The sequence below is a fragment of the Metabacillus litoralis genome (assembly GCF_020524045.1).
GTDB classification, from domain to species: Bacteria; Bacillota; Bacilli; order Bacillales; family Bacillaceae; genus Metabacillus; species Metabacillus litoralis_C.
The window spans coordinates 1-19,461 of the sequence record NZ_JAIVKL010000029.1 but is presented as its reverse complement, the minus strand read 5'-3'; the positions used below and the strand labels follow the sequence as shown (position 1 = coordinate 19,461).

The window sequence follows — 19,461 nt, the reverse complement described above, 5'->3', positions numbered from 1 at the left end:
AAGTGTTACCTCTTAAATAGTTACAGTAATAGAAGACAAAAATTTAAATGTAAATTAAACTAAAGCTAATAAATATTTTGGTAGTACATTTTATTTTTAAGGATGATTGATATGGAAGCTATTGCTTTAACAAATGTGTATAAAGAGAAATTCATTGCTTACTGCAAGAAATATCGAAAAGATGTTGATGACTCCTTCTTATACGATGAAGATCTAAGAGATTTTGAACTCAACGATGATCATCCTACTTACCTTATTTTAAATCAAGAAAGAGAAATTATGGCTACTGCTTCCTTAATGATTGATGAATACAATAAACGAGGGAAAAAAGCTCGCTTTCGTATTTTTCATTCTGAAGTAGATGATTTTAGTTGCTATCGTTATCTTTTGGAGAAGATACTACTACATACAAAGGGCTTAGAGAAGGTATTCCTTTTTATTAATCTTGAAAATGAAAAATTAATGAATACAATGAAAAAGTTGAATTTTACAATAGAAAGATATTCATTTGTTCTTGTAAGAGAAAATACAGAGGTGGAGGAGCCAGCATACTCCACTGAATACACCGTTAGAGATTTTAGACAGAGAAAAGATGAAGAAGTTTGGTGTAATGTTAGAAATGAGGGATTTGCGAAGCTTCAAGGAAATGAAACACCGATTTATCCAGAGAATGTAACCAAGATGCTTTCTAGTGAAGACTATCTAGAAGGTGGAATGAAGATTCTTTATCATCAAGAAAAACCTATTGGAGTTGTGAGGTGTACGGATGATGTTTACCTTAATGAACCAACAATGAATATAGGGCCTATCGCTATCATTCCTGATTATCAAGGCAAGGGTCTAGGTAGGAATTTACTAAGAACGGCACTAAAATTTGCTCAAGAACACTCGTATGAAAAAACAATTTTATGTGTAAATGCGGAGAATGATCATGCAAAAAAACTATATGTTCAAGAAGGCTTTAAACAGGTTGAAGCAGTTGCTTGTTTTAAGTATGATCTAACAGTGTAAGGTGATTGAGTGTGAAAGAAAGGGTTGTCAATTAATCTGTGAGACATTTTATTAAGAGCAACGTCTAGTTAAATCAAATCTTAATGGTATTTTTAACACACTGCTGATTGTGCTGTTTTTGATATGTTTTCGATTTTTAATACTATTTTAAGAACTAGTGGAATGGAGGGGAAGACACTCGTCTCCAACGGGACGTAGAGGAAAGCGAGTGTCTGCAGCGCAATGGAACGAACTTGTTTTTCCAGCTGAACTGATTAATTCTTCTTTAGTTTATTTATGTCCCAGCTCCATAAATAAAAGTTATATAATCAAAACGAAAACTCTTCTCCACCTTTACTTCTAATAAATTAACTCGTACGGCTGATTTATTAACTTTGCCTGCACTTCATCTGTTTCAAGAGAAGAAACAATTTCATCCTCGATTTTTTTCAGTTTCTTCGGCATGTCTATCGTCCATCTTCATTGTTGTTTTAATAAGAATATGTACTTAATCTTCATGTCTAGCTCAAGGCAACTTGCATTTTTCTTATATTACTTAATAGGCTTATTTTCTTAATTAATGGATATATTTTTGAAAAAAATTTTTATCTTTTTTTCTATTAAACTATATTTAATTCGTGAAACCTCTTTCACTTTCATACGTATTAGAAGAAGGGAGAGTGAGGTTTATGGATAAAACAAATAAATTAATTGCTTCATTAAATTACTTTAGTGTGTTTTTTGCCCCATTTTTGTTACCGATAGCAGTTTATTTTATTGTTGATCATCATGAAGTTAAAGAACATGCGAAAAAGGCATTAATTTCACATATCGTACCGTTTATTTCAATTATTGCACTAATTATCCTTGTTGTATTTAGTGGTTTTTCTAATCCAACAGAAGCAACTTTTTTATCTGTCTTTTTTGGTGGCATAATTGTTGTGGGGATTATTAATCTTATCGTTTTTATTTGGAATATTGTTAAAGGAATTAAACTATTAATGACTGTATAACAGATAGAAAAATATAAAAATGAGGAGAATGACCATGAAAGAACAAAAAATAAGAATTTTAAAACTTGTTGAAGAGGGAAAGCTATCTCCTGATGAAGCACTTTCGTTAATTGAATCTTTAGAAAGTGAAAAACAAGAAAAAGAGGCAAAATTAACGGCTTTATCAACAGAAGTCATTGATCAGGGTGAGCATAACAAGAATGAACATCAAGATACAAATGATTTTAAGCAATCATTAGGAACAAAATTAATGGACTGGGTAGATACAGCTGTTAAAAAAGTTAAGGAAATTGACCTTGATATAAACTTTGGAAAATCTATTGATCTGCAACATATCTTTCAATTTCCAGGAGCAACTTTTGAAAACATAGACATACATGTACCAAATGGAAGTGTAAGTATTCAGCCTTGGGGTGAAAATGATATTCGTGTTGAATGTGATGCAAAGGTGTATCGAGTAGAAAATAATGAACAAGCAAGAGAAACATTTTTATCAAGCATTAATTGTAACGTTGAAGGTAACCGTTTTATCTGTTCCACTGAGAAAAAAACACTGAAATTGAACTTACTTGTTAAAGTTCCAGAGCAGGTATATGAACAGGTAAAAGTAAAATTGTTTAATGGACCGATAAGAGGGGAAAATTTACAAGTAGGGAACTTAAAAGCTAAAACAGCGAATGGAGTTGTTTCATTTTCATCAATAACTGCTAAAAAAGCAGAATTTGAAACAGCAAATGGCCAGATTAAGCTTGCGAACTCGAAATATGAAAAGCTTGAAGCAGAAACAATCAGTGGAATCATCGAATTTGACGGCGTTGCTGAGAGAGCTGATATTCAAAGCTTTAATGGAAATTTAATGCTCTCTATAAAAGATCATTCTTGTGAGACGTTGTATGCAAAAACAACAACAGGTAATATAGAAATTTTATTGCCTGAAGAAAGCAGGCTTGTGGGTGATTTAAAGTCAAATTTAGGTGCGGTATCAACATTATTGAAAGATGCTGAAACATCGTATGAAAAAAATGAAACCATTCAAAAGGAATTAAGGTTCAGAACATCTAAAGAACCAACACTAACTTTATTTGCGGATTCAAAAACAGGATCAATCGTAGTAAAGTAATTTTAAAAAGGATGTAAGGGTGAAAATGATGAAAAGTTTATACCGATCAACAAGTAATCGAAAACTATCAGGAGTTCTTGGCGGATTATCTGATTATTTGGGAATGGATGCTTCCTTATTAAGAATTTTATTTGTTATTTTGGGCGTATTCACAGCGTTTCTGCCTTTAGCGATTATTTATGTAGCATGGATATTTCTAGTGCCAGAAGAATCGGAAGTTCATTAATATGTTAAGGTGGATTGTCAGTATTCTGGTGAACGCGGTAATTTTAATTGTTGTTGCAGGCTTCTTTGATTCATTCCATTTAAGTGGAATTGGGGCAGCGTTAGGAGCTAGCTTTATTTTATCTGTTCTTAATGTACTAATTAAACCGTTTTTAATTCTACTAACATTACCTGTCACAGTCGTGACACTAGGATTATTTCTCTTTGTTATAAATGCCATGACATTAATGATTACAGAAGGATTAATGGGAGATTCCTTTGCGATTGATGGTTTTGGTACAGCAATCATTGCTGCTGTATTTATTTCTTTGTTACATCTTATGATTCAAAAGGGAATCATCGAGCCGCTGAAGAAAGATAAATAATTTTTTATCTCAAGGTGAGAGAATATCTCACTTTTTTTATGCTGTAAACTTTCAATTTGTTTGTATAGTGATTGGCGGCTAATACTAAGCAACTATCACTTTTCTTAGTGAAATCCATGTAATCGCAACCTTTCATCTTATAATCTTCAAATGGCTGTACATACTATAATTGGGTGAATAGTATGGAAAAAAATCAACGTGGAAAAATGGTGCTTCTTTTATTCGTGATCACAATTTTTATACCTATGTTTTTCCCTTCAACACATGTTGTCAGTCATTCAATTACCACCTCTATTCAAAGTGAATATAGTGCTGCACAAAGCTACTATCATACACATCGTTATTTATCCACAAACAAGAAACATATGATTGTAAGTGAAAATGCGACAAAAACAGAGCCACCAGAGCAATTTAGACCTTTTGGTGAGCAAGAATTTTCAAAAGAAAAATATCATTCGTTACTTCAAGAAAACAGCATAGAAAATGAAACACACTCTGTTTCAAAATTTCCCTATCATCGATTTGACGTGAAGGTTGGTAATGATATTCATCCTTCTGATATGCTTTCTCTTCATTGGGAAGGAAAGTCCCTTTCTGGGAGGCAGGTTACGATGTATGTGTGGAATCTTGATAAGAAAAAATGGGTGGCAGTCGATCAAAAAATAGCTGATTCTTCTGCATTTGAATTGAATGGAACTATTCTTGCTGATGAGTATGTTGAAAATCAGAAGGTTAGTGTAATTGTTCAAGATCAAATATTTACATTAACGAAAAGCTACGATTATTCGTTTGTTTGGCTGTCAGATACTCAATATTACGCACAAGACTATCCAGCTATTTTTAAATCGATCACAGAATGGATTGCTCAAAATAAAGATGTAATGAACATTAAGTATCTTTTTCATACAGGTGATATTGTAAACAAAGGTGATGATGAGAAACAATGGCTTAATGCGAGTGCTCATATGAATACATTAGATGTGGCAAAAATTCCGTATGGAGTTTTACCGGGTAATCATGATGAAGGAAAACAATTAGAGTATTACACTCGATACTTTGGAAAATCACGATTTGAGAATAAACGGTATTATGGAGACTCTTATGAAAATAACCGAGGTCATTATGACTTAATTTCAGTTGATGGAAAAGATTATGTGTTTGTTTATATGGGCTGGGATGTGGAAGAAAAAGATATCGTTTGGATGAATGAAGTTTTAGAGCGTTATTCTGATCGAACAGCGATACTATCTTTGCATAGATATTTAGAGAAAAATGGCAAACGAAGTAGAGAAGGAAATGCTATTTATGAAAAAGTGGTTGTCCCAAATCAAAATGTTGTAGCTGTATTATGTGGACATTACCATGGTAGCAGCTTAAAGGTTGATGAAATTGATGATAATCAAGATGGAAGTATTGATCGAACGGTTTACCAAATTCTTGCCGATTATCAAAAAGCGCCAAATGGAGGGGACGGATTTATTAGGCTTCTTCATATTGATAAAGAAACAAACACAATTGATGTACAAACATATTCACCATATGTGAATCAATATTCTTACTACGACCCGATGAAGCATCCTAATAAAGACCAATTTACAATGAATATCGATCTACAGCAATCGAAAAAGATGATCTCGACAACAACCTTTGAGCTAAATGTTTATAAAAAAATTGATGGCTATAAGGTAGCTAAATTAACTGTTAATTAGAAATGTTGGGTCATAAGTATTTAAAAACCGAACAATGGTTGTAGGTGTAGGTACGTCGCTCTTGATATATACTCCGCTTTCCGCGGAAAGCTGACAAGCCTCCTCTCGTGCGATACTGTGGGGGCTTGCTTTTGCTTTTTATCCCGCAGGAGTTTACATATATTTCATCCGCTAAGCTATTACTTTGTTCGGAATTTTTGTTAATTACTAAGTTATGCGCCAGCCTCTATTTAACAATGATTGCATGGTAGCCTTTGTTCTTTAATTCTTTTGCCAGTTTTGTAGCATTCTGTTTATGTGAAAATGCTCCTACTTGTACTTTATAAATAGGTGTAGAAGGTGTTGGTTTTACCTTACTTAAATTGTAGTAGGATGAGAGACCACTTGCTATCGCTTTGGCGCATAATGTTCGATAATCATCTGAACGCAGTAATGCTGCTTCTTGCTTATTTGTCATAAAACCACACTCACAAAGAATAGCGGTCATCTTTGTTTTTTCTAAAACATAAAATTTAGCGGTTTTTACTCCACGATCTTTCCTCTTTGTTTTTTTTACCAACTCTGCTTGTACTAAAGTCGCTAATTCAGTTGCCGCTTTCGGCTTTGATTGATAAACAAAGGTTTCAATTCCTTCTGCAGATGTCCAATCCTTTCCATCACCATGGGCATTAGCATGAATCGAGATAAACAAATCAACATCATGTAGATTTGCGCTGTTTGTTCTAACATGCAAAGGAACATCCTCTGAATCAGAATGAGCATATAAGACAGATATTCCTTTAAACATCAACAAAAACTCTTTTAACTTATGGGCAACAGCTGAATTAAATTCATACTCCTTCATACCATCCACAGCTCGCTTACCAGGAGTATCGACCCCATGGCCTGCATCAATCATGATTTTCACTTACACTACCTCCTTTAATAAATTTTTACCTGAAGTACAAATCAACAAAAAAATTTAGCAATATGTTAATGACCAATCAAAATTTATATAGCCCTGATTTAATTGAAGAGTAGCGTTAAATTTAAAAAAATCAGGTTTTTCGTAAATTTTTAATAAGGTGAAGAAATGAAATTTTAAAATTAAAAATAGTACTTCTTATGAGATGAAGATTTCATCAAAAGAAACCATTAATAAACGAATCTAGAATAATAAACGAAATAAAACAACTTCTATTTTTGTTTATAACACTTCAATGCTAAAATGAATGAAGAGATATGTAATTGTTTTGAAAAGATAAACAAGACATGAACATCAACTTTTTAAATGCTCTTGTTATTAAAGGAGGATATCTATTGTGGCAAAAGTTCGTACAAAAGATTTAATTGATAAATTTAGCATGGAACTAATTAGTGGTGAAGAAGGAATTAATCGACCAATCACAACAAGTGACTTGTCACGCCCCGGAATTGAGATGGCGGGATTTTTTACATATTATCCAAAAGAGAGAGTTCAATTGCTTGGTAAAACAGAACTTTCCTTTTTTCATCAACTCTCAGAACAAGAGAAAAAGCATCGTATGGACGAGTTATGTACAGACGTAACACCTGCTATTATTCTTTCAAGAGAATTAGAAGCTCCACAACAACTAATAGAAGCATCAGAACAATCAGGTGTACCAGTATTACGATCTCCACTAAAAACAACAAGACTATCAAGTCATTTAACAAACTTTCTAGAAGGAAAGCTTGCACCGACAACAGCTGTTCATGGAGTGTTAGTTGATATTTATGGTGTTGGTGTGTTGATTATCGGTAAAAGTGGTGTTGGTAAAAGTGAAACAGCTCTTGAATTAGTCAAACGCGGACACCGTTTAGTAGCAGATGATTGTGTTGAAATTCGTCAAGAAGATCAAGACACATTAATCGGTAGTGCTCCAGAACTTATTGAGCATTTGTTAGAAATTCGTGGTTTAGGAATTATCAACGTGATGACGCTATTTGGTGCTGGTGCTGTTCGAAGCTTTAAACGAATCACACTTGTGATTAACCTTGAGTTATGGGATCAAAACAAACAATATGATCGCCTAGGGTTAGAAGAAGATAAGATGAGAATTATTGATACAGATGTAACGAAGCTAACAGTTCCCGTTCGTCCTGGTCGAAATTTAGCAGTTATTATTGAAGTTGCTGCAATGAATTTCCGTTTGAAGCGTATGGGAGTGAATGCTGCTGAGCAATTTACGAGCAAACTAGCAGGCGTTATTGAAGATGGAGAGCATGAAGAAGAATAAATCAACGATGGAATCGGTATAAATGCCGATTCCATTATAATGAAGTGCTCTTTTTGCTAGGTAATGTACTTTATTATGTTATGCAGTCGATACATAATTTTAATAAAAGGTATTAATCAGATGCCGATAGTCATGATATCTTGCTATTTACTTAGAGTTGTTAAAAAAAGTTTACAAAGTTCTAATGAAATGACATATGTAAATTTTTTGTTTTTATTACCACGATAATATGAAAATGTTGTATGGTTAGTAAGGGGAAAGTTACTCCTTAAACGAAATGAAAAGTGAAAAAATGTACTGGGAGATGAAGAAATGGAAGATAGTATAAAACCTATTGATCCTGTATTTCTTGACTTAGGACCTATTCAAGTCCATTGGTATGGAGTGATTATCGGGCTAGGTGCTTTACTAGGTCTTTGGATCGCGATGAGAGAAAGTGAAAGACGAGGATTACATAAAGATACGTTTGTAGATCTTGTGTTATTTGCAATACCGATTGCCATTCTAGGAGCAAGAGCTTACTATGTTATTTTTCAATGGGATTATTACTCGCAAAATCCAGGCGATATTATTAAAATCTGGAATGGAGGGTTAGCGATACATGGTGGATTAATTGCTGCCTTCATTACAGGTGCTGTTTTTGCACGTGTTCGAAATATTTCATTCTGGAAGCTAGCTGATATCGGAGCACCAAGTATTATTCTTGGTCAGGCAATAGGTCGTTGGGGTAACTTTATCAATCAAGAAGCACATGGTGGTCAAGTGACGAGGGAATTTTTAGAAGGTTTATATCTACCTGAATTTATCGTCAACCAAATGTATATAAATGGTCAATATTACCATCCTACCTTCTTATATGAATCATTATGGAGCTTAGTAGGATTTATTGGTTTACTGTTATTGAGAAAAGCGAATTTTAGAAGAGGAGAGCTCTTCTTAACGTATATTATTTGGTATTCAATCGGTCGCTTCTTTGTAGAAGGACTTCGAACAGATAGTTTAATGCTAACGGAATCGCTACGCATCGCACAGGTGATATCAATCGTGCTAATACTGACTGCTGTTGCGGTGATCATATTCCGCCGTGTGAAGGGCTATTCTAATAAAAGATATCTAGATGTAAGTCAATAATTAGCTATCATTAGAACATAACAGCAAGGAGAGAGTCACATGGGGAAAAGTTTAAAAGCAGGACTTCAAGCTGGCTTTCATACAACCTGGACATTAGGAAAGATCATCTTTCCTGTTACATTAATTGTTAGCCTGCTTCAATACACACCAATACTAGGATGGGTTGCAAAATTAATTACTCCACTTATGGGGATATTTGGTTTATCAGGAGAAGCTGCGATTCCTTTAGTAATCGGTAATTTTCTAAACTTATATGCTGGTATTGGTGCAATACTATCATTAGATTTAACAGTAAAAGAAGTGTTTATTCTCGCGCTAATGCTGTCTTTTTCACACAATTTACTAATTGAATCATCTGTTGCCGCAAAAGTTGGGCTCAAGCTTTGGGTCATTCTTGCAGTACGAATCGGGCTTGCCCTTATATCTGCATTTGTTGTGAACCTGGTATGGCAAGGTGGCGGTGAAATGGCTCAATATGGTTTTGTGAGTTCAACAGAAGTTACACCAAACGGTTGGCTAGAGATTATTGGAATAGCTTTACAAAAGGCTGGATTAGGTGTTGTTCAACTCGCATTAATAGTCATCCCGTTAATGATTGCAATTCAATATCTAAAAGACTTAGGATTACTAAAGGTGTTTACAAGGTGGATGGCACCTGTTACACGATTCTTAGGTATGAAGGAAAACACATCAATGACATTGGTTGCTGGGCTAACGATTGGATTAGCTTATGGCGCTGGAGTGATGATACAAGCTGTAAAAGAAGATAATGTGAGTAAAAAGGATTTAACATTAGCATTTATCTTCCTTGTTGCTTGTCATGCTGTTGTTGAAGATACATTGATTTTTATCCCACTAGGAATACCAGTTTTACCTTTATTGATTATTCGATTAGTCGTAGCTGTTGTGTTAACAATAACGATTGCAACTATTTGGCGAAGAGCTGAAGCGGCACCAAGAAGAAAGGAAGCGACATATGAAAATTAACACGTTATTATTTGATTTAGATGGTACTTTAATCAATACAAATGATTTAATCATAGAATCATTTCTTCATACTTTACACACATATTATCCTGAAAAATATGTGAGAGAAGATGTTTTACCGTTCATTGGTCCAACTCTCTATGACACGTTTTCAACGATTAACCCAGAAAAAGTGGAAGAAATGATCACTGTTTATCGCAAATTCAATCATGAACAACATGATGTGCTTGTGACAGAATATGAAACAGTATTTGAAACGGTTAAAGCGTTGAAAGAACAAGGATTTAAGCTAGGTATAGTTACTACAAAAATACGTGACACCGTAAATATGGGACTAAAACTAACAAAGCTGGATCAGTTTTTTGATGTTGTTGTCACATTAGACGATGTTGAGCACGCTAAGCCAGATCCAGAGCCTGTTTTAAAAGCATTAAAGCAACTAGATTCTTCACCTGAAGAGGCGATTATGGTTGGAGATAACCACCATGATATTGAAGCAGGTAAAAACGCTGGAACGAAAACAGCTGGTGTGTCTTGGAGTGTAAAAGGTAGAGAATATATAAGTAGCTATAATCCAGATTATATCTTAGAGCAAATGAGTGATTTATTACCGATTGTTGGAGAGAAATAAGTTGAGAAACACAACTCGTTATCCAGTAACTGGAGCCAACTCTTTATGGCATGTATACAAAACAGTTCCATTTTGGAAGGTTGTTCGTAACTTTGTTGTGATTCAGCTTGCACGATATACACCATTTCTGGCAATGAAAAACTGGCTATATCGAACCTTTCTAAAAATGAAAGTAGGAGATCAAGCCTCATTTGCATTAATGGTCATGCTTGATGTGATGTTTCCAGAAAAAATATCAGTAGGGAAAAATACAGTAATCGGCTATAACACGACAATCCTAGCTCACGAATACCTAATAAAAGAATATCGACTTGGCGACGTGATCATAGGGGACGAAGTATTAATTGGCGCAAACTCCACAATCCTACCAGGCGTAACAATCGGACATGGAGCCATTGTATCAGCAGGAACTCTAGTCCACAAAGATGTCCCAGAAGGAGCCTTCGTCGGAGGCAATCCCATGCAATTAATCTACACAAAAGAAGAAGTAATCAAACGCAATATATCTACAACAAAAGAAGATTCTTAAAATAGGACCAAACCTCTTCATCAAAGACGGTAGAAAAGGTGGTATAACTCCCTATCTACCCTAATTTGAAAGAGGGGAGGTTCTTTTTATGTAAGATGGTTAATGTAGTGATTTAAGCCTTATTTGTAAATTGATTGCCTGTGGGTTCTTTTTTTGAAAGTATTGTTCCGCATGATTTAGATTCATTCAATCTTAACACCATAGTTCTAAAAATAAACAATGCACAATAGCCTTTTTAAATTTTGGCTGTGTTAAACTTTGTTGTTGATTTCCGTTACAGGCATTCGCTTTCCGCGGGCGGTCAGGGAGCCTCCTCGGCGCAAGCGCCTGTGGGGTCTCCCTTTGACACGCTTCTCCCGCAGGAGTCTCATGCCTTTTACTCCAATCAACAATGTGCTGAAAATCAGCCTTAACCTTTAACATAGCCAAAATTTTTACAAGGGTTTTACACAAGTGTAGACTAGTACTTATATACAAAAACCATCTACAAATTTCTGTGTAATTTTGGTCTTAGGTTTTGTTGCTCATAACGGAATGAAACGGACTAGTTGCTACAAACAAATCATTAATTATGTGTCTTTCGCTGTCTATTTACTAATATAACAAGATCTATAAATAGCAAAAACAATTAATTAATTTGACGTACAAGCTCTACAAGTTTCAGTGTATTATTATCTTGAATTTTGTTGCTCATAGTGGAATGGAGCGGAAGGTATTTGACTCCTGCGGGCGCAGAGGAAAGGTCGAGACCCCACAGGCGAAGCCGAGGAGGCTTGACTTCCTCCCCGCGGAAAGCAAATACCTGCAGCGAAATGAAACGGGCCTCTTACAACCTCAACCCGACTATTTATAATAAAAAAATCTTAATTAAACGTTTGTTTAAGCAAGTCAAACCATTGTTACATAAGGAATCTTCAAAAATACTAGCCTTACTCTAAACCGAATTAACAGAATAAATAAACGATTCCAAAACAATAATCAAAACTATTTTTTGCTAACTTCTTGAAATAAACCCTTCACTTTGGTAGTATATTAGCATATTAGCGAAGTAAAGCATTCAGAAAATTACACTTAGTACTTAATAACGGGGGTACAGACACATGTTTATGTTTGAGAAACCGCTTGGAATGGTAGACACACTACCTAACTTATATGAAGTAAAAAAGAACACGCGAGAAGCGATGACCACAACAATCGAACAGTGGGGCTTTCAATTTATTGAAACACCTACTTTAGAATATTACGAAACAGTTGGCGTACAATCAGCAATCCTAGATCAACAGCTTTTCAAATTGCTAGATCAACAAGGACATACTCTTGTTTTAAGACCTGACATGACAGCACCAATTGCACGTGTAGCAGCATCAAAATTATATAACACCTCTTATCCTTTACGTCTTGCATATTCTGCAAATGTATTTCGTGCTCAACAGCGTGAAGGTGGTCGTCCAGCAGAATTTGAACAAGTAGGCGTTGAACTAATAGGAGATGGCACAACAAGTGCTGATGCTGAAACAATTGCTTTAATGATTGAAACATTAAAGCAAGCTGGGCTTGAGAACTTTAAAATTGCCATTGGTCATATCGGCTTCGGTAATGCCCTATTTAAAGAGGTTCTGGGTAACCAAGAACGAGCTGATGTGTTACGTCGCTTTTTATATGAAAAAAATTATGTTGGCTATCGAGAACATGTTAAGGATTTACCTTTATCTTCGATTGATAAAGAAAGATTATTAAACTTATTAAAGCTTCGTGGAGACATTGAGAAAGTGGCAGATGCACAAGAAATGGTTTCCTCACAAGAAGCGAAAAATTCTTTACAGGAAATCAGTCAGTTATGGTCAGCTCTAGAAGCTTTCCAAGTAACAGATTATATTAAGCTCGACTTAAATATCGTTAGCCATATGAGCTATTACACAGGAATTTTATATGAAGTGTATGCAGATAATGTTGGCTTTTTGATCGGCAATGGTGGTAGATATGACCACTTATTTGAAAAGTTCAACCGAGCTGCACCTGCAACAGGCTTTGGATTGCATATTGACCGAATTATTGAAGCGTTAAATATCGAAGAAGAACAGAAATTCCAATGTGTTATTTATAGCCAAGAGCGTCGTAAAGAGGCAATTGCACATACGACCGAGCTTCGTGCTTCTGAGAAAAAGGTTGTCATGCAGGATATTAGCGGGATAAAAGATGTGGATGCTTTTACAAAGCAATTTGAAGAAGTAGTCTACTTTATTGGATCAAAAAAGGAGGAGCTATAAGGTGAAAGATGTATTAACAATTGCCATGCCAAAAGGAAGAATATTTGTAGAAGCAGCAGATATGCTTCGTAAAGCAGGTTATCAGCTTCCTCCAGAATTTGATGAATCCAGAAAGCTGATTTTAGATGTTCCGAATGAAAATATCCGCTTTATTTTAGCGAAGCCAATGGATGTTGTCACATATGTTGAGCATGGTGTTGCAGATGTTGGGATAGCTGGTAAAGACGTAATGCTAGAGGAAGAACGCGATGTTTATGAAGTGCTCGATCTGAAAATCAGTGAATGCTATCTTGCGGTTGCGGGATTACCGAATGCAAAAATTACAGATGTTGCACCGAAAATCGCGACGAAATATCCTAATGTTGCATCAAGCTATTTCCGTGAGCAAGGTGAACAAGTGGAAATTATTAAATTAAACGGATCAATTGAGCTTGCTCCATTAATTGGTTTAGCAGAACGAATTGTTGATATCGTTTCAACTGGCCGAACATTAAAGGAAAATGGTTTGGTTGAGCTTGAGCATATATGCGATATTACCTCTCGTTTAATTGTGAATCCTGTTAGCTATAGAATGAAGGATGAACCAATCGATGAATTAGTAGAACGGTTATCGAAAGTAATTGGAGGCTAGGTTATGAAAATTACTCGCATTACTGATAAAAAGGTATCATTAAGACGAACAATTGATACAGGTACAGAAGAGCAGCGAAAGGTTGTGCAATCGATTATTTCAACTGTACAGGAACAAGGTGACAAAGCACTTTTTTCTTATACAGAAACATTCGATAAAGTCACATTATCAAATTTAAAAGTATCAGAAGAAGAATTCGTTGCAGCATACAAATCTCTTGATGAAGAGTTAGTAACAATTATTCGTGAAGCAGCTGTTAATATCCGCTCGTTTCATGAAAAGCAAAAACGTGAAACGTGGATAAGCTATGATGAAAAGGGAACAATGCTAGGTCAGAAAATCACTGCTTTAGATGCTGTTGGTGTTTATGTACCAGGTGGAACGGCTGCATATCCTTCTTCAGTGTTAATGAATGTAATTCCTGCTCAGGTAGCTGGTGTGAAGCGAATTGTGATTACATCACCACCTAATCAGCAAGGAACATTGCCAGCAGGTGTGTTAGTTGCGGCAAAAGAGCTTGGTATTACTGAGATTTATAAAGTTGGTGGTGCACAGGCAATTGCAGCACTTGCTTATGGAACGGAAACAATTGCTGCTGTTGATAAAATCATGGGGCCGGGTAATATCTTTGTTGCCCTTGCAAAGCGTGAGGTATTTGGGATTGTTGATATTGATATGATCGCAGGTCCAAGTGAAATTGTTGTGTTAAGTGATCATACCGCTCGAGTAAATGAAATTGCCGCCGATTTGCTTTCACAAGCAGAGCATGATAAAAATTCATCTAGTATTCTTGTGACAACATCTATGAAGCAAGCAGAAGAGGTAGCAATTGAGATTGAAAAACAAGTAGCCACTTTACCTCGACATGAAATCGCAAAGGCGTCAATTGATGCTTATGGACACATCTATGTGACGGACACTTTTGAAACAGCCATTGCCGTTGTAAATGAATTGGCACCAGAGCATTTGGAGGTTTTAACAGAAAATCCTTTAGCAAGCCTAAACGAAATCAAGCACGCTGGAGCGATATTCCTTGGACGATATAGCTCAGAGCCTGTTGGCGATTATTTCGCTGGACCTAACCATGTTCTACCAACGAACGGTACAGCACGTTTTTCAAGTCCTTTAAACGTTGATGATTTTATGAAAAAATCCAGCATTATTTCATATAGTGAAAAAGCATTTTTAGAAAATTACAGTAAGGTTGCTAAACTAGCAAGGCTTGAAGGCTTAGAAGCACATGCACGTGCAATGGAAGAACGACTTAAATAGGAGGCGAAAAAGATGACTAGAAAAGCATCAATTGAACGAAATACAAAAGAAACACAAATTTCCTTAGATTTTACAATCGATGGAAAAGGTTCATCATCACTTAAAACAGATGTTCCATTTATGGATCATATGCTTGATTTGTTTGCAAAGCATGGCCAATTTGATTTAACGGTTAATGCAAATGGAGATGTTGAAATTGATGATCATCATACAACAGAGGATATCGGTATTTGCTTAGGTCAAGCACTTCGAGAAGCTTTAGGTGATAAACGAGGTATTAAACGCTATGGAAATGCTTTTGTACCTATGGATGAAGCCCTTGCTCAGGTTGTCGTTGATTTAAGTAACAGACCACATTTTGAGTTTAAAGCAGAATTTCCAAGTCAAAAGGTCGGTACATTTGATACGGAAAATGTTCATGAATTTTTATGGAAGCTTGCTCTTGAAGCTCGTATGAATTTGCATGTCATTGTTCATTATGGTCACAATACACACCATATGATTGAGGGGATTTTCAAAGCGTTAGCAAGAGCTTTAGATGAAGCAACAATGGTTGATCCGCGTATTGAAGGAGTTCTTCCTTCTACGAAAGGAATGCTCTAAAATGATCGCAATTATTGATTATGGAATGGGTAATTTATATAGTGTTAGTAAAGCGCTGGAACGAATGAACGTGAATTATATTCTTACTTCTGACAAAGAAGAGTTAGATAAAGCGGATGGCTACATTCTACCAGGAGTTGGTTCATTTAAAGATGCGATGTCCATTTTAAATGAAACAGGATTAACAAGCTTTATTCACAAAGTAGTAGCTGAAGGAAAGCCTCTACTTGGAATATGCTTAGGTATGCAATTATTATTTGATGAAAGTGTTGAAAATGGACTTTCAAAGGGCTTATCTTTATTACCAGGTCAAATTGTTAAAATTCCTGAAGGTACAGAGTTAGAGCCATTAAAAGTTCCACATATGGGCTGGAATGATTTAATCATTAAAAATCAAAGTCGTTTACTAGATGGAATTTCTGGTGGATATGCGTATTTTGTTCATTCCTATTACGTTCATACAGATCAGAAAGATACATTATTAGCAACAGCTGACTACGGAATTGAAGTACCTGCTATTGTTGGTCGTGGTAATGTATATGGTACGCAATTTCACCCTGAAAAAAGCAGTGAGCTAGGATTAGCGATTTTACGAAATTATATTAAAATAGTGGAGGGAGAACGACGATGAGCCAATTTATTATTTATCCTGCAATTGATATGCGTGGCGGTAAATGTGTACGATTGCTACAAGGAGATTATAACAAAGAAACGGTATATGGTGATTCTCCTTTTGATATGGCAAAACAGTTTGATGATAATGGTGCAAGCTGGATTCATATGGTAGACCTTGATGGCGCAAAGGAAGGAAAACTTGTGAATCATCAGCATGTGCTAGATGCAGCTGAAAAGCTTTCTGCGAAAATTCAAATCGGTGGCGGTATTCGAACAGAAGATGATGTGAACTTTTATTTATCAAAAGGTGTAGATCGTGTTATTTTAGGAAGTGCAGCCATTTCTAATCCTGATTTTGTAAAAAAAATGCTTGCTACATATGGTAAAAAAATCGCAATAGGTATTGATGCGAAAGATGGCTATGTTTCAACAGAAGGCTGGTTAAATACCTCAACTATTAAAGCGACAGATCTTGGTAAAGAGCTTGCAAATGCAGGTGCAGAGGTGTTTATTTTTACTGATATTGCAACAGATGGTATGCTATCAGGACCAAATGTTGAAGCTGTTGTTGAAATGGCTCAAGTAACTGGTAAACAGGTAATCGCTTCAGGTGGAGTGAGTTCTTTAAAAGACTTAGAAACACTAGCAGAATATGAAAACAGTGGTGTTTCTGGTGCAATTGTCGGGAAAGCTCTTTATACAAATCAATTCAGTTTATCTGATGCGTTACAAGTAGGAAAGAAATCATGATTACAAAACGTATCATTCCGTGCTTAGATGTAAAAGAAGGACGAGTTGTTAAAGGGATTCAATTTCTAGGATTACGAGATGCAGGAGATCCTGTTGAGCTTGCTAAATTTTATGATAAAGAAGGTGCAGATGAGCTCGTCTTTTTAGATATTTCTGCTTCACATGAAGGCCGTAAAACAATGGTTGATGTTGTCGAGCAAGTGGCAGCACAGCTCGCTATTCCGTTCACAGTGGGTGGGGGAATTAACTCTCTTGAAGATATGAAAAGAATTCTTCGTGCAGGTGCAGATAAAGTATCATTAAACACTGCTGCTGTATTGAATCCAGAACTTATTACAGAAGGATCAGGCTTTTTCGGATCACAATGTATTGTAGTGGCTATTGATGCTAAGTATGATGAAGAGCTTGGTAGCTGGAGAGTTTATACACATGGTGGAAGAAAAGCAACGGATTGGGAAGTTGTAAACTGGGCTCAGGAAGCTGTTAAACGCGGCGCTGGAGAAATTTTACTAACAAGTATGGACAGTGATGGCGAAAAAAGCGGCTTTAATCTTGCTTTAAATAAAATAGTAAGTGAAAACGTAACTGTTCCTGTTATTGCTTCAGGTGGAGCAGGAAATGCTGAGCATTTTTTACATGCGTTTCAAGAAGGAAAAGCAGATGCGGCATTAGCAGCGTCAATTTTTCACTATAAAGAAACATCTGTCAAAGAAGTGAAAATGTATTTAGATCAACAGGGGGTGAATGTTCGATGATTGAGAATGTAAAATTTGATGAAAAAGGACTAGTTCCAGCGATTGTTCAAGACGCGACAAGTAAAGAAGTATTAACTCTTGCTTATATGAATGAAAAATCTTTAAAAAAGACGTTAGAAACAAAGGAAACATGGTTTTACAGCAGATCAAGACAAGAGCTTTGGCATAAAGGTGGAACATCTGGTAATATTCAAAAGGTCGTAGAATTGAGATATGATTGTGATCAAGATGCGATTCTTGTTTTAGTACAACCAGCCGGACCTGCTTGTCACACTGGAGCATACACTTGTTTTGGCGAAACAATTGATAAACAAGAAGTTTTCACCTCGCAAGATCGTTTTGCGATTTTAAACAATCTTGAGGCACTAATTGCAGAGCGTGAAAGTGAGCTTCCAGAAGGATCTTATACGACGTATTTATTTAATGAAGGTGTCGATAAAATCCTTAAAAAAGTCGGCGAAGAAGCAAGTGAAGTGATCATCGCTTCGAAAAATCGCGATGCGGAAGAACTAAAATGGGAAGTAGCAGATTTGCTATTTCACTTAATGGTTTTATTAAGAGAGCAAAAGCTTCCGTTAGATGAAGTGTTAAAAGTTCTTGAAGAAAGACATTCTAAATAAGAGTAAGGAAAGATATGAAGATGGGTGATGTTATCCTATTTTCATATCTTTTTTTTGGTGAAAAAAAGCTGGTTGGTTGTCGAAATTTGTCTAATCGCTGATAAATTTCAAAAATCGCTGATAAATCCGCAGAATCGCTGATAAATTTCAAAAATCGCCGATAAATCTACAGAATCGCTGATAAATTTCAAAAATCATTGATAAATCCGCAGAATCGCTGATAAATTGATTAAGTCCATATAATTGTGTAAAAACAAAGAGTCATTTTATTCCTTCTTGTCAACAATGTTTTCAACGACGATAAACAAAGAGAAGAGGAATAAAAATGACTCAATTACAGTTTAACCTAAATATGGAAGTTTTAAAAGAATCTGTTATGAATTCTAATATTGATGTAGTTGTTAAATCAGCTATAGTTTTAGTTTTAAATGAATATATGGAAAAGGAGCGAGATGATTACTTACAGGCTTCTGCTTATGAACGCTCAATTGAGCGTCGCGACTACCGTAACGGTTACTATGAGCGGGATCTGACAATGAGTATTGGAAAGATCAATCTCAAGGTCCCTAGAACACGTAACGGTGAATTTTCTCCAACAGTCTTTGAAAAATATGCTCGCTGTGACCAGGCCTTAGTTATTTCTATGCTTGAGATGGTTATTAATGGTGTGTCAACACGGAAAGTAACACATATTATTGAGCAGCTTTGTGGTGAAAATGTCTCGAAATCATTTGTTTCATCTCTTACTCAAAAACTGGATCCAATCGTTAATGACTGGGCAAATAGGCCATTAAACATTAAGTATTACCCTTTTATTTTTGTAGATGCAATGTATATCAAGGTGCGTGAACATCACCGTGTAGTTTCTAAAGCTGTTTATATTGCTACTGCAATTACCGAGAAGAAAAATCGGGAGATATTAGGTTTAACAGTGGATCATGCCGAAAGTTATGATAGCTGGAGTCGATTCTTTCAACACCTTAAATCACGCGGTATTCAATCTCCTAAGCT

The 19,461-nt window shown here is 35.7% G+C and carries 21 protein-coding genes; 20 read left to right on the top strand and 1 reads right to left on the bottom strand.

What is annotated here, in order from left to right; all coding sequences use genetic code 11:
- The first annotated feature begins 111 nt into the window (after window positions 1–111).
- From LC076_RS23180 to LC076_RS23155, 6 genes are all read left to right on the top strand, one after another.
- The gene (locus LC076_RS23180; RefSeq protein ID WP_226671491.1) at window positions 112–1,011 is read left to right on the top strand and encodes a GNAT family N-acetyltransferase; all 900 of its coding nucleotides are present in this window, start codon (window positions 112–114) and stop codon (window positions 1,009–1,011) included.
- A 668-nt stretch (window positions 1,012–1,679) separates the two neighbouring features.
- Window positions 1,680–2,003, top strand: coding sequence for a DUF4870 domain-containing protein (locus LC076_RS23175; RefSeq protein WP_226671490.1), 324 nt, complete (start codon window positions 1,680–1,682; stop codon window positions 2,001–2,003).
- 34 nt (window positions 2,004–2,037) lie between these two features.
- Window positions 2,038–3,123: a DUF4097 family beta strand repeat-containing protein gene (locus LC076_RS23170; protein WP_226671489.1), complete on the top strand. Its 1,086-nt coding sequence runs from the start codon at window positions 2,038–2,040 to the stop codon at window positions 3,121–3,123.
- A gap of 28 nt (window positions 3,124–3,151) precedes the next feature.
- Window positions 3,152–3,349: a PspC domain-containing protein gene (locus LC076_RS23165; RefSeq protein WP_226671488.1), complete on the top strand. Its 198-nt coding sequence runs from the start codon at window positions 3,152–3,154 to the stop codon at window positions 3,347–3,349.
- Between the two features lies 1 nt (window position 3,350).
- Window positions 3,351–3,713 carry a phage holin family protein gene (locus LC076_RS23160; RefSeq protein WP_226671487.1) on the top strand — a complete coding sequence of 121 codons (363 nt, stop codon included), beginning with the start codon at window positions 3,351–3,353 and terminating at the stop codon, window positions 3,711–3,713.
- Window positions 3,714–3,895: 182 nt separating this feature from the next.
- On the top strand, window positions 3,896–5,422 hold the full coding sequence (locus LC076_RS23155) for a metallophosphoesterase (RefSeq protein ID WP_226671486.1): 1,527 nt from the start codon (window positions 3,896–3,898) through the stop codon (window positions 5,420–5,422).
- Window positions 5,423–5,648: 226 nt separating this feature from the next.
- Here LC076_RS23155 and LC076_RS23150 read toward each other — a convergent pair whose 3' ends face one another.
- Complete coding sequence (locus tag LC076_RS23150) at window positions 5,649–6,320, bottom strand: N-acetylmuramoyl-L-alanine amidase (RefSeq protein WP_226671497.1); 672 nt, start codon at window positions 6,318–6,320, stop codon at window positions 5,649–5,651.
- A gap of 403 nt (window positions 6,321–6,723) precedes the next feature.
- Here LC076_RS23150 and hprK point away from each other — a divergent pair, with 403 nt between their 5' ends.
- From hprK to LC076_RS23080, 14 genes are all read left to right on the top strand, one after another.
- On the top strand, window positions 6,724–7,659 hold the full coding sequence (gene hprK / locus LC076_RS23145) for an HPr(Ser) kinase/phosphatase (protein WP_226671485.1): 936 nt from the start codon (window positions 6,724–6,726) through the stop codon (window positions 7,657–7,659).
- 312 nt (window positions 7,660–7,971) lie between these two features.
- Window positions 7,972–8,790 carry a prolipoprotein diacylglyceryl transferase gene (gene lgt / locus LC076_RS23140; RefSeq protein ID WP_226671484.1) on the top strand — a complete coding sequence of 273 codons (819 nt, stop codon included), beginning with the start codon at window positions 7,972–7,974 and terminating at the stop codon, window positions 8,788–8,790.
- A 39-nt stretch (window positions 8,791–8,829) separates the two neighbouring features.
- The gene (locus LC076_RS23135) at window positions 8,830–9,777 is read left to right on the top strand and encodes a nucleoside recognition domain-containing protein (protein ID WP_226671483.1); all 948 of its coding nucleotides are present in this window, start codon (window positions 8,830–8,832) and stop codon (window positions 9,775–9,777) included.
- Window positions 9,767–10,408, top strand: coding sequence for a pyrophosphatase PpaX (gene ppaX / locus LC076_RS23130; RefSeq protein ID WP_226671482.1), 642 nt, complete (start codon window positions 9,767–9,769; stop codon window positions 10,406–10,408). Before LC076_RS23135 ends, ppaX begins: the two co-directional genes overlap by 11 nt.
- A gap of 1 nt (window position 10,409) precedes the next feature.
- Window positions 10,410–10,937, top strand: a complete 528-nt coding sequence (locus LC076_RS23125; protein ID WP_226671481.1) for an acyltransferase — start codon at window positions 10,410–10,412, stop codon at window positions 10,935–10,937.
- 1,100 nt (window positions 10,938–12,037) lie between these two features.
- Window positions 12,038–13,204 (top strand): ATP phosphoribosyltransferase regulatory subunit, encoded by a 1,167-nt coding sequence (locus LC076_RS23120; RefSeq protein WP_226671480.1) that lies wholly within the window; start codon window positions 12,038–12,040, stop codon window positions 13,202–13,204.
- Window positions 13,205–13,229: 25 nt separating this feature from the next.
- Entirely contained in the window at window positions 13,230–13,835 is a 606-nt protein-coding gene (hisG, locus tag LC076_RS23115; RefSeq protein WP_239589593.1) for an ATP phosphoribosyltransferase, read from the top strand.
- A gap of 3 nt (window positions 13,836–13,838) precedes the next feature.
- On the top strand, window positions 13,839–15,107 hold the full coding sequence (gene hisD / locus LC076_RS23110) for a histidinol dehydrogenase (RefSeq protein ID WP_226671479.1): 1,269 nt from the start codon (window positions 13,839–13,841) through the stop codon (window positions 15,105–15,107).
- A 12-nt stretch (window positions 15,108–15,119) separates the two neighbouring features.
- Complete coding sequence (gene hisB, locus LC076_RS23105; RefSeq protein ID WP_226671478.1) at window positions 15,120–15,710, top strand: imidazoleglycerol-phosphate dehydratase HisB; 591 nt, start codon at window positions 15,120–15,122, stop codon at window positions 15,708–15,710.
- Window position 15,711: 1 nt separating this feature from the next.
- Complete coding sequence (gene hisH, locus LC076_RS23100; RefSeq protein ID WP_226671477.1) at window positions 15,712–16,341, top strand: imidazole glycerol phosphate synthase subunit HisH; 630 nt, start codon at window positions 15,712–15,714, stop codon at window positions 16,339–16,341.
- Window positions 16,338–17,075 (top strand): 1-(5-phosphoribosyl)-5-[(5-phosphoribosylamino)methylideneamino]imidazole-4-carboxamide isomerase, encoded by a 738-nt coding sequence (gene hisA / locus LC076_RS23095; RefSeq protein ID WP_226671476.1) that lies wholly within the window; start codon window positions 16,338–16,340, stop codon window positions 17,073–17,075. The genes hisH and hisA overlap by 4 nt, the downstream gene beginning before the upstream one ends.
- Window positions 17,072–17,830 (top strand): imidazole glycerol phosphate synthase subunit HisF, encoded by a 759-nt coding sequence (gene hisF / locus LC076_RS23090; protein WP_226671475.1) that lies wholly within the window; start codon window positions 17,072–17,074, stop codon window positions 17,828–17,830. Before hisA ends, hisF begins: the two co-directional genes overlap by 4 nt.
- Window positions 17,827–18,450 (top strand): bifunctional phosphoribosyl-AMP cyclohydrolase/phosphoribosyl-ATP diphosphatase HisIE, encoded by a 624-nt coding sequence (gene hisIE, locus LC076_RS23085; RefSeq protein ID WP_226671474.1) that lies wholly within the window; start codon window positions 17,827–17,829, stop codon window positions 18,448–18,450. The genes hisF and hisIE overlap by 4 nt, the downstream gene beginning before the upstream one ends.
- A 325-nt stretch (window positions 18,451–18,775) precedes the next feature.
- Window positions 18,776–19,461: IS256 family transposase (locus LC076_RS23080; RefSeq protein ID WP_226671473.1), on the top strand; the 686-nt coding region annotated here is incomplete at its 3' end.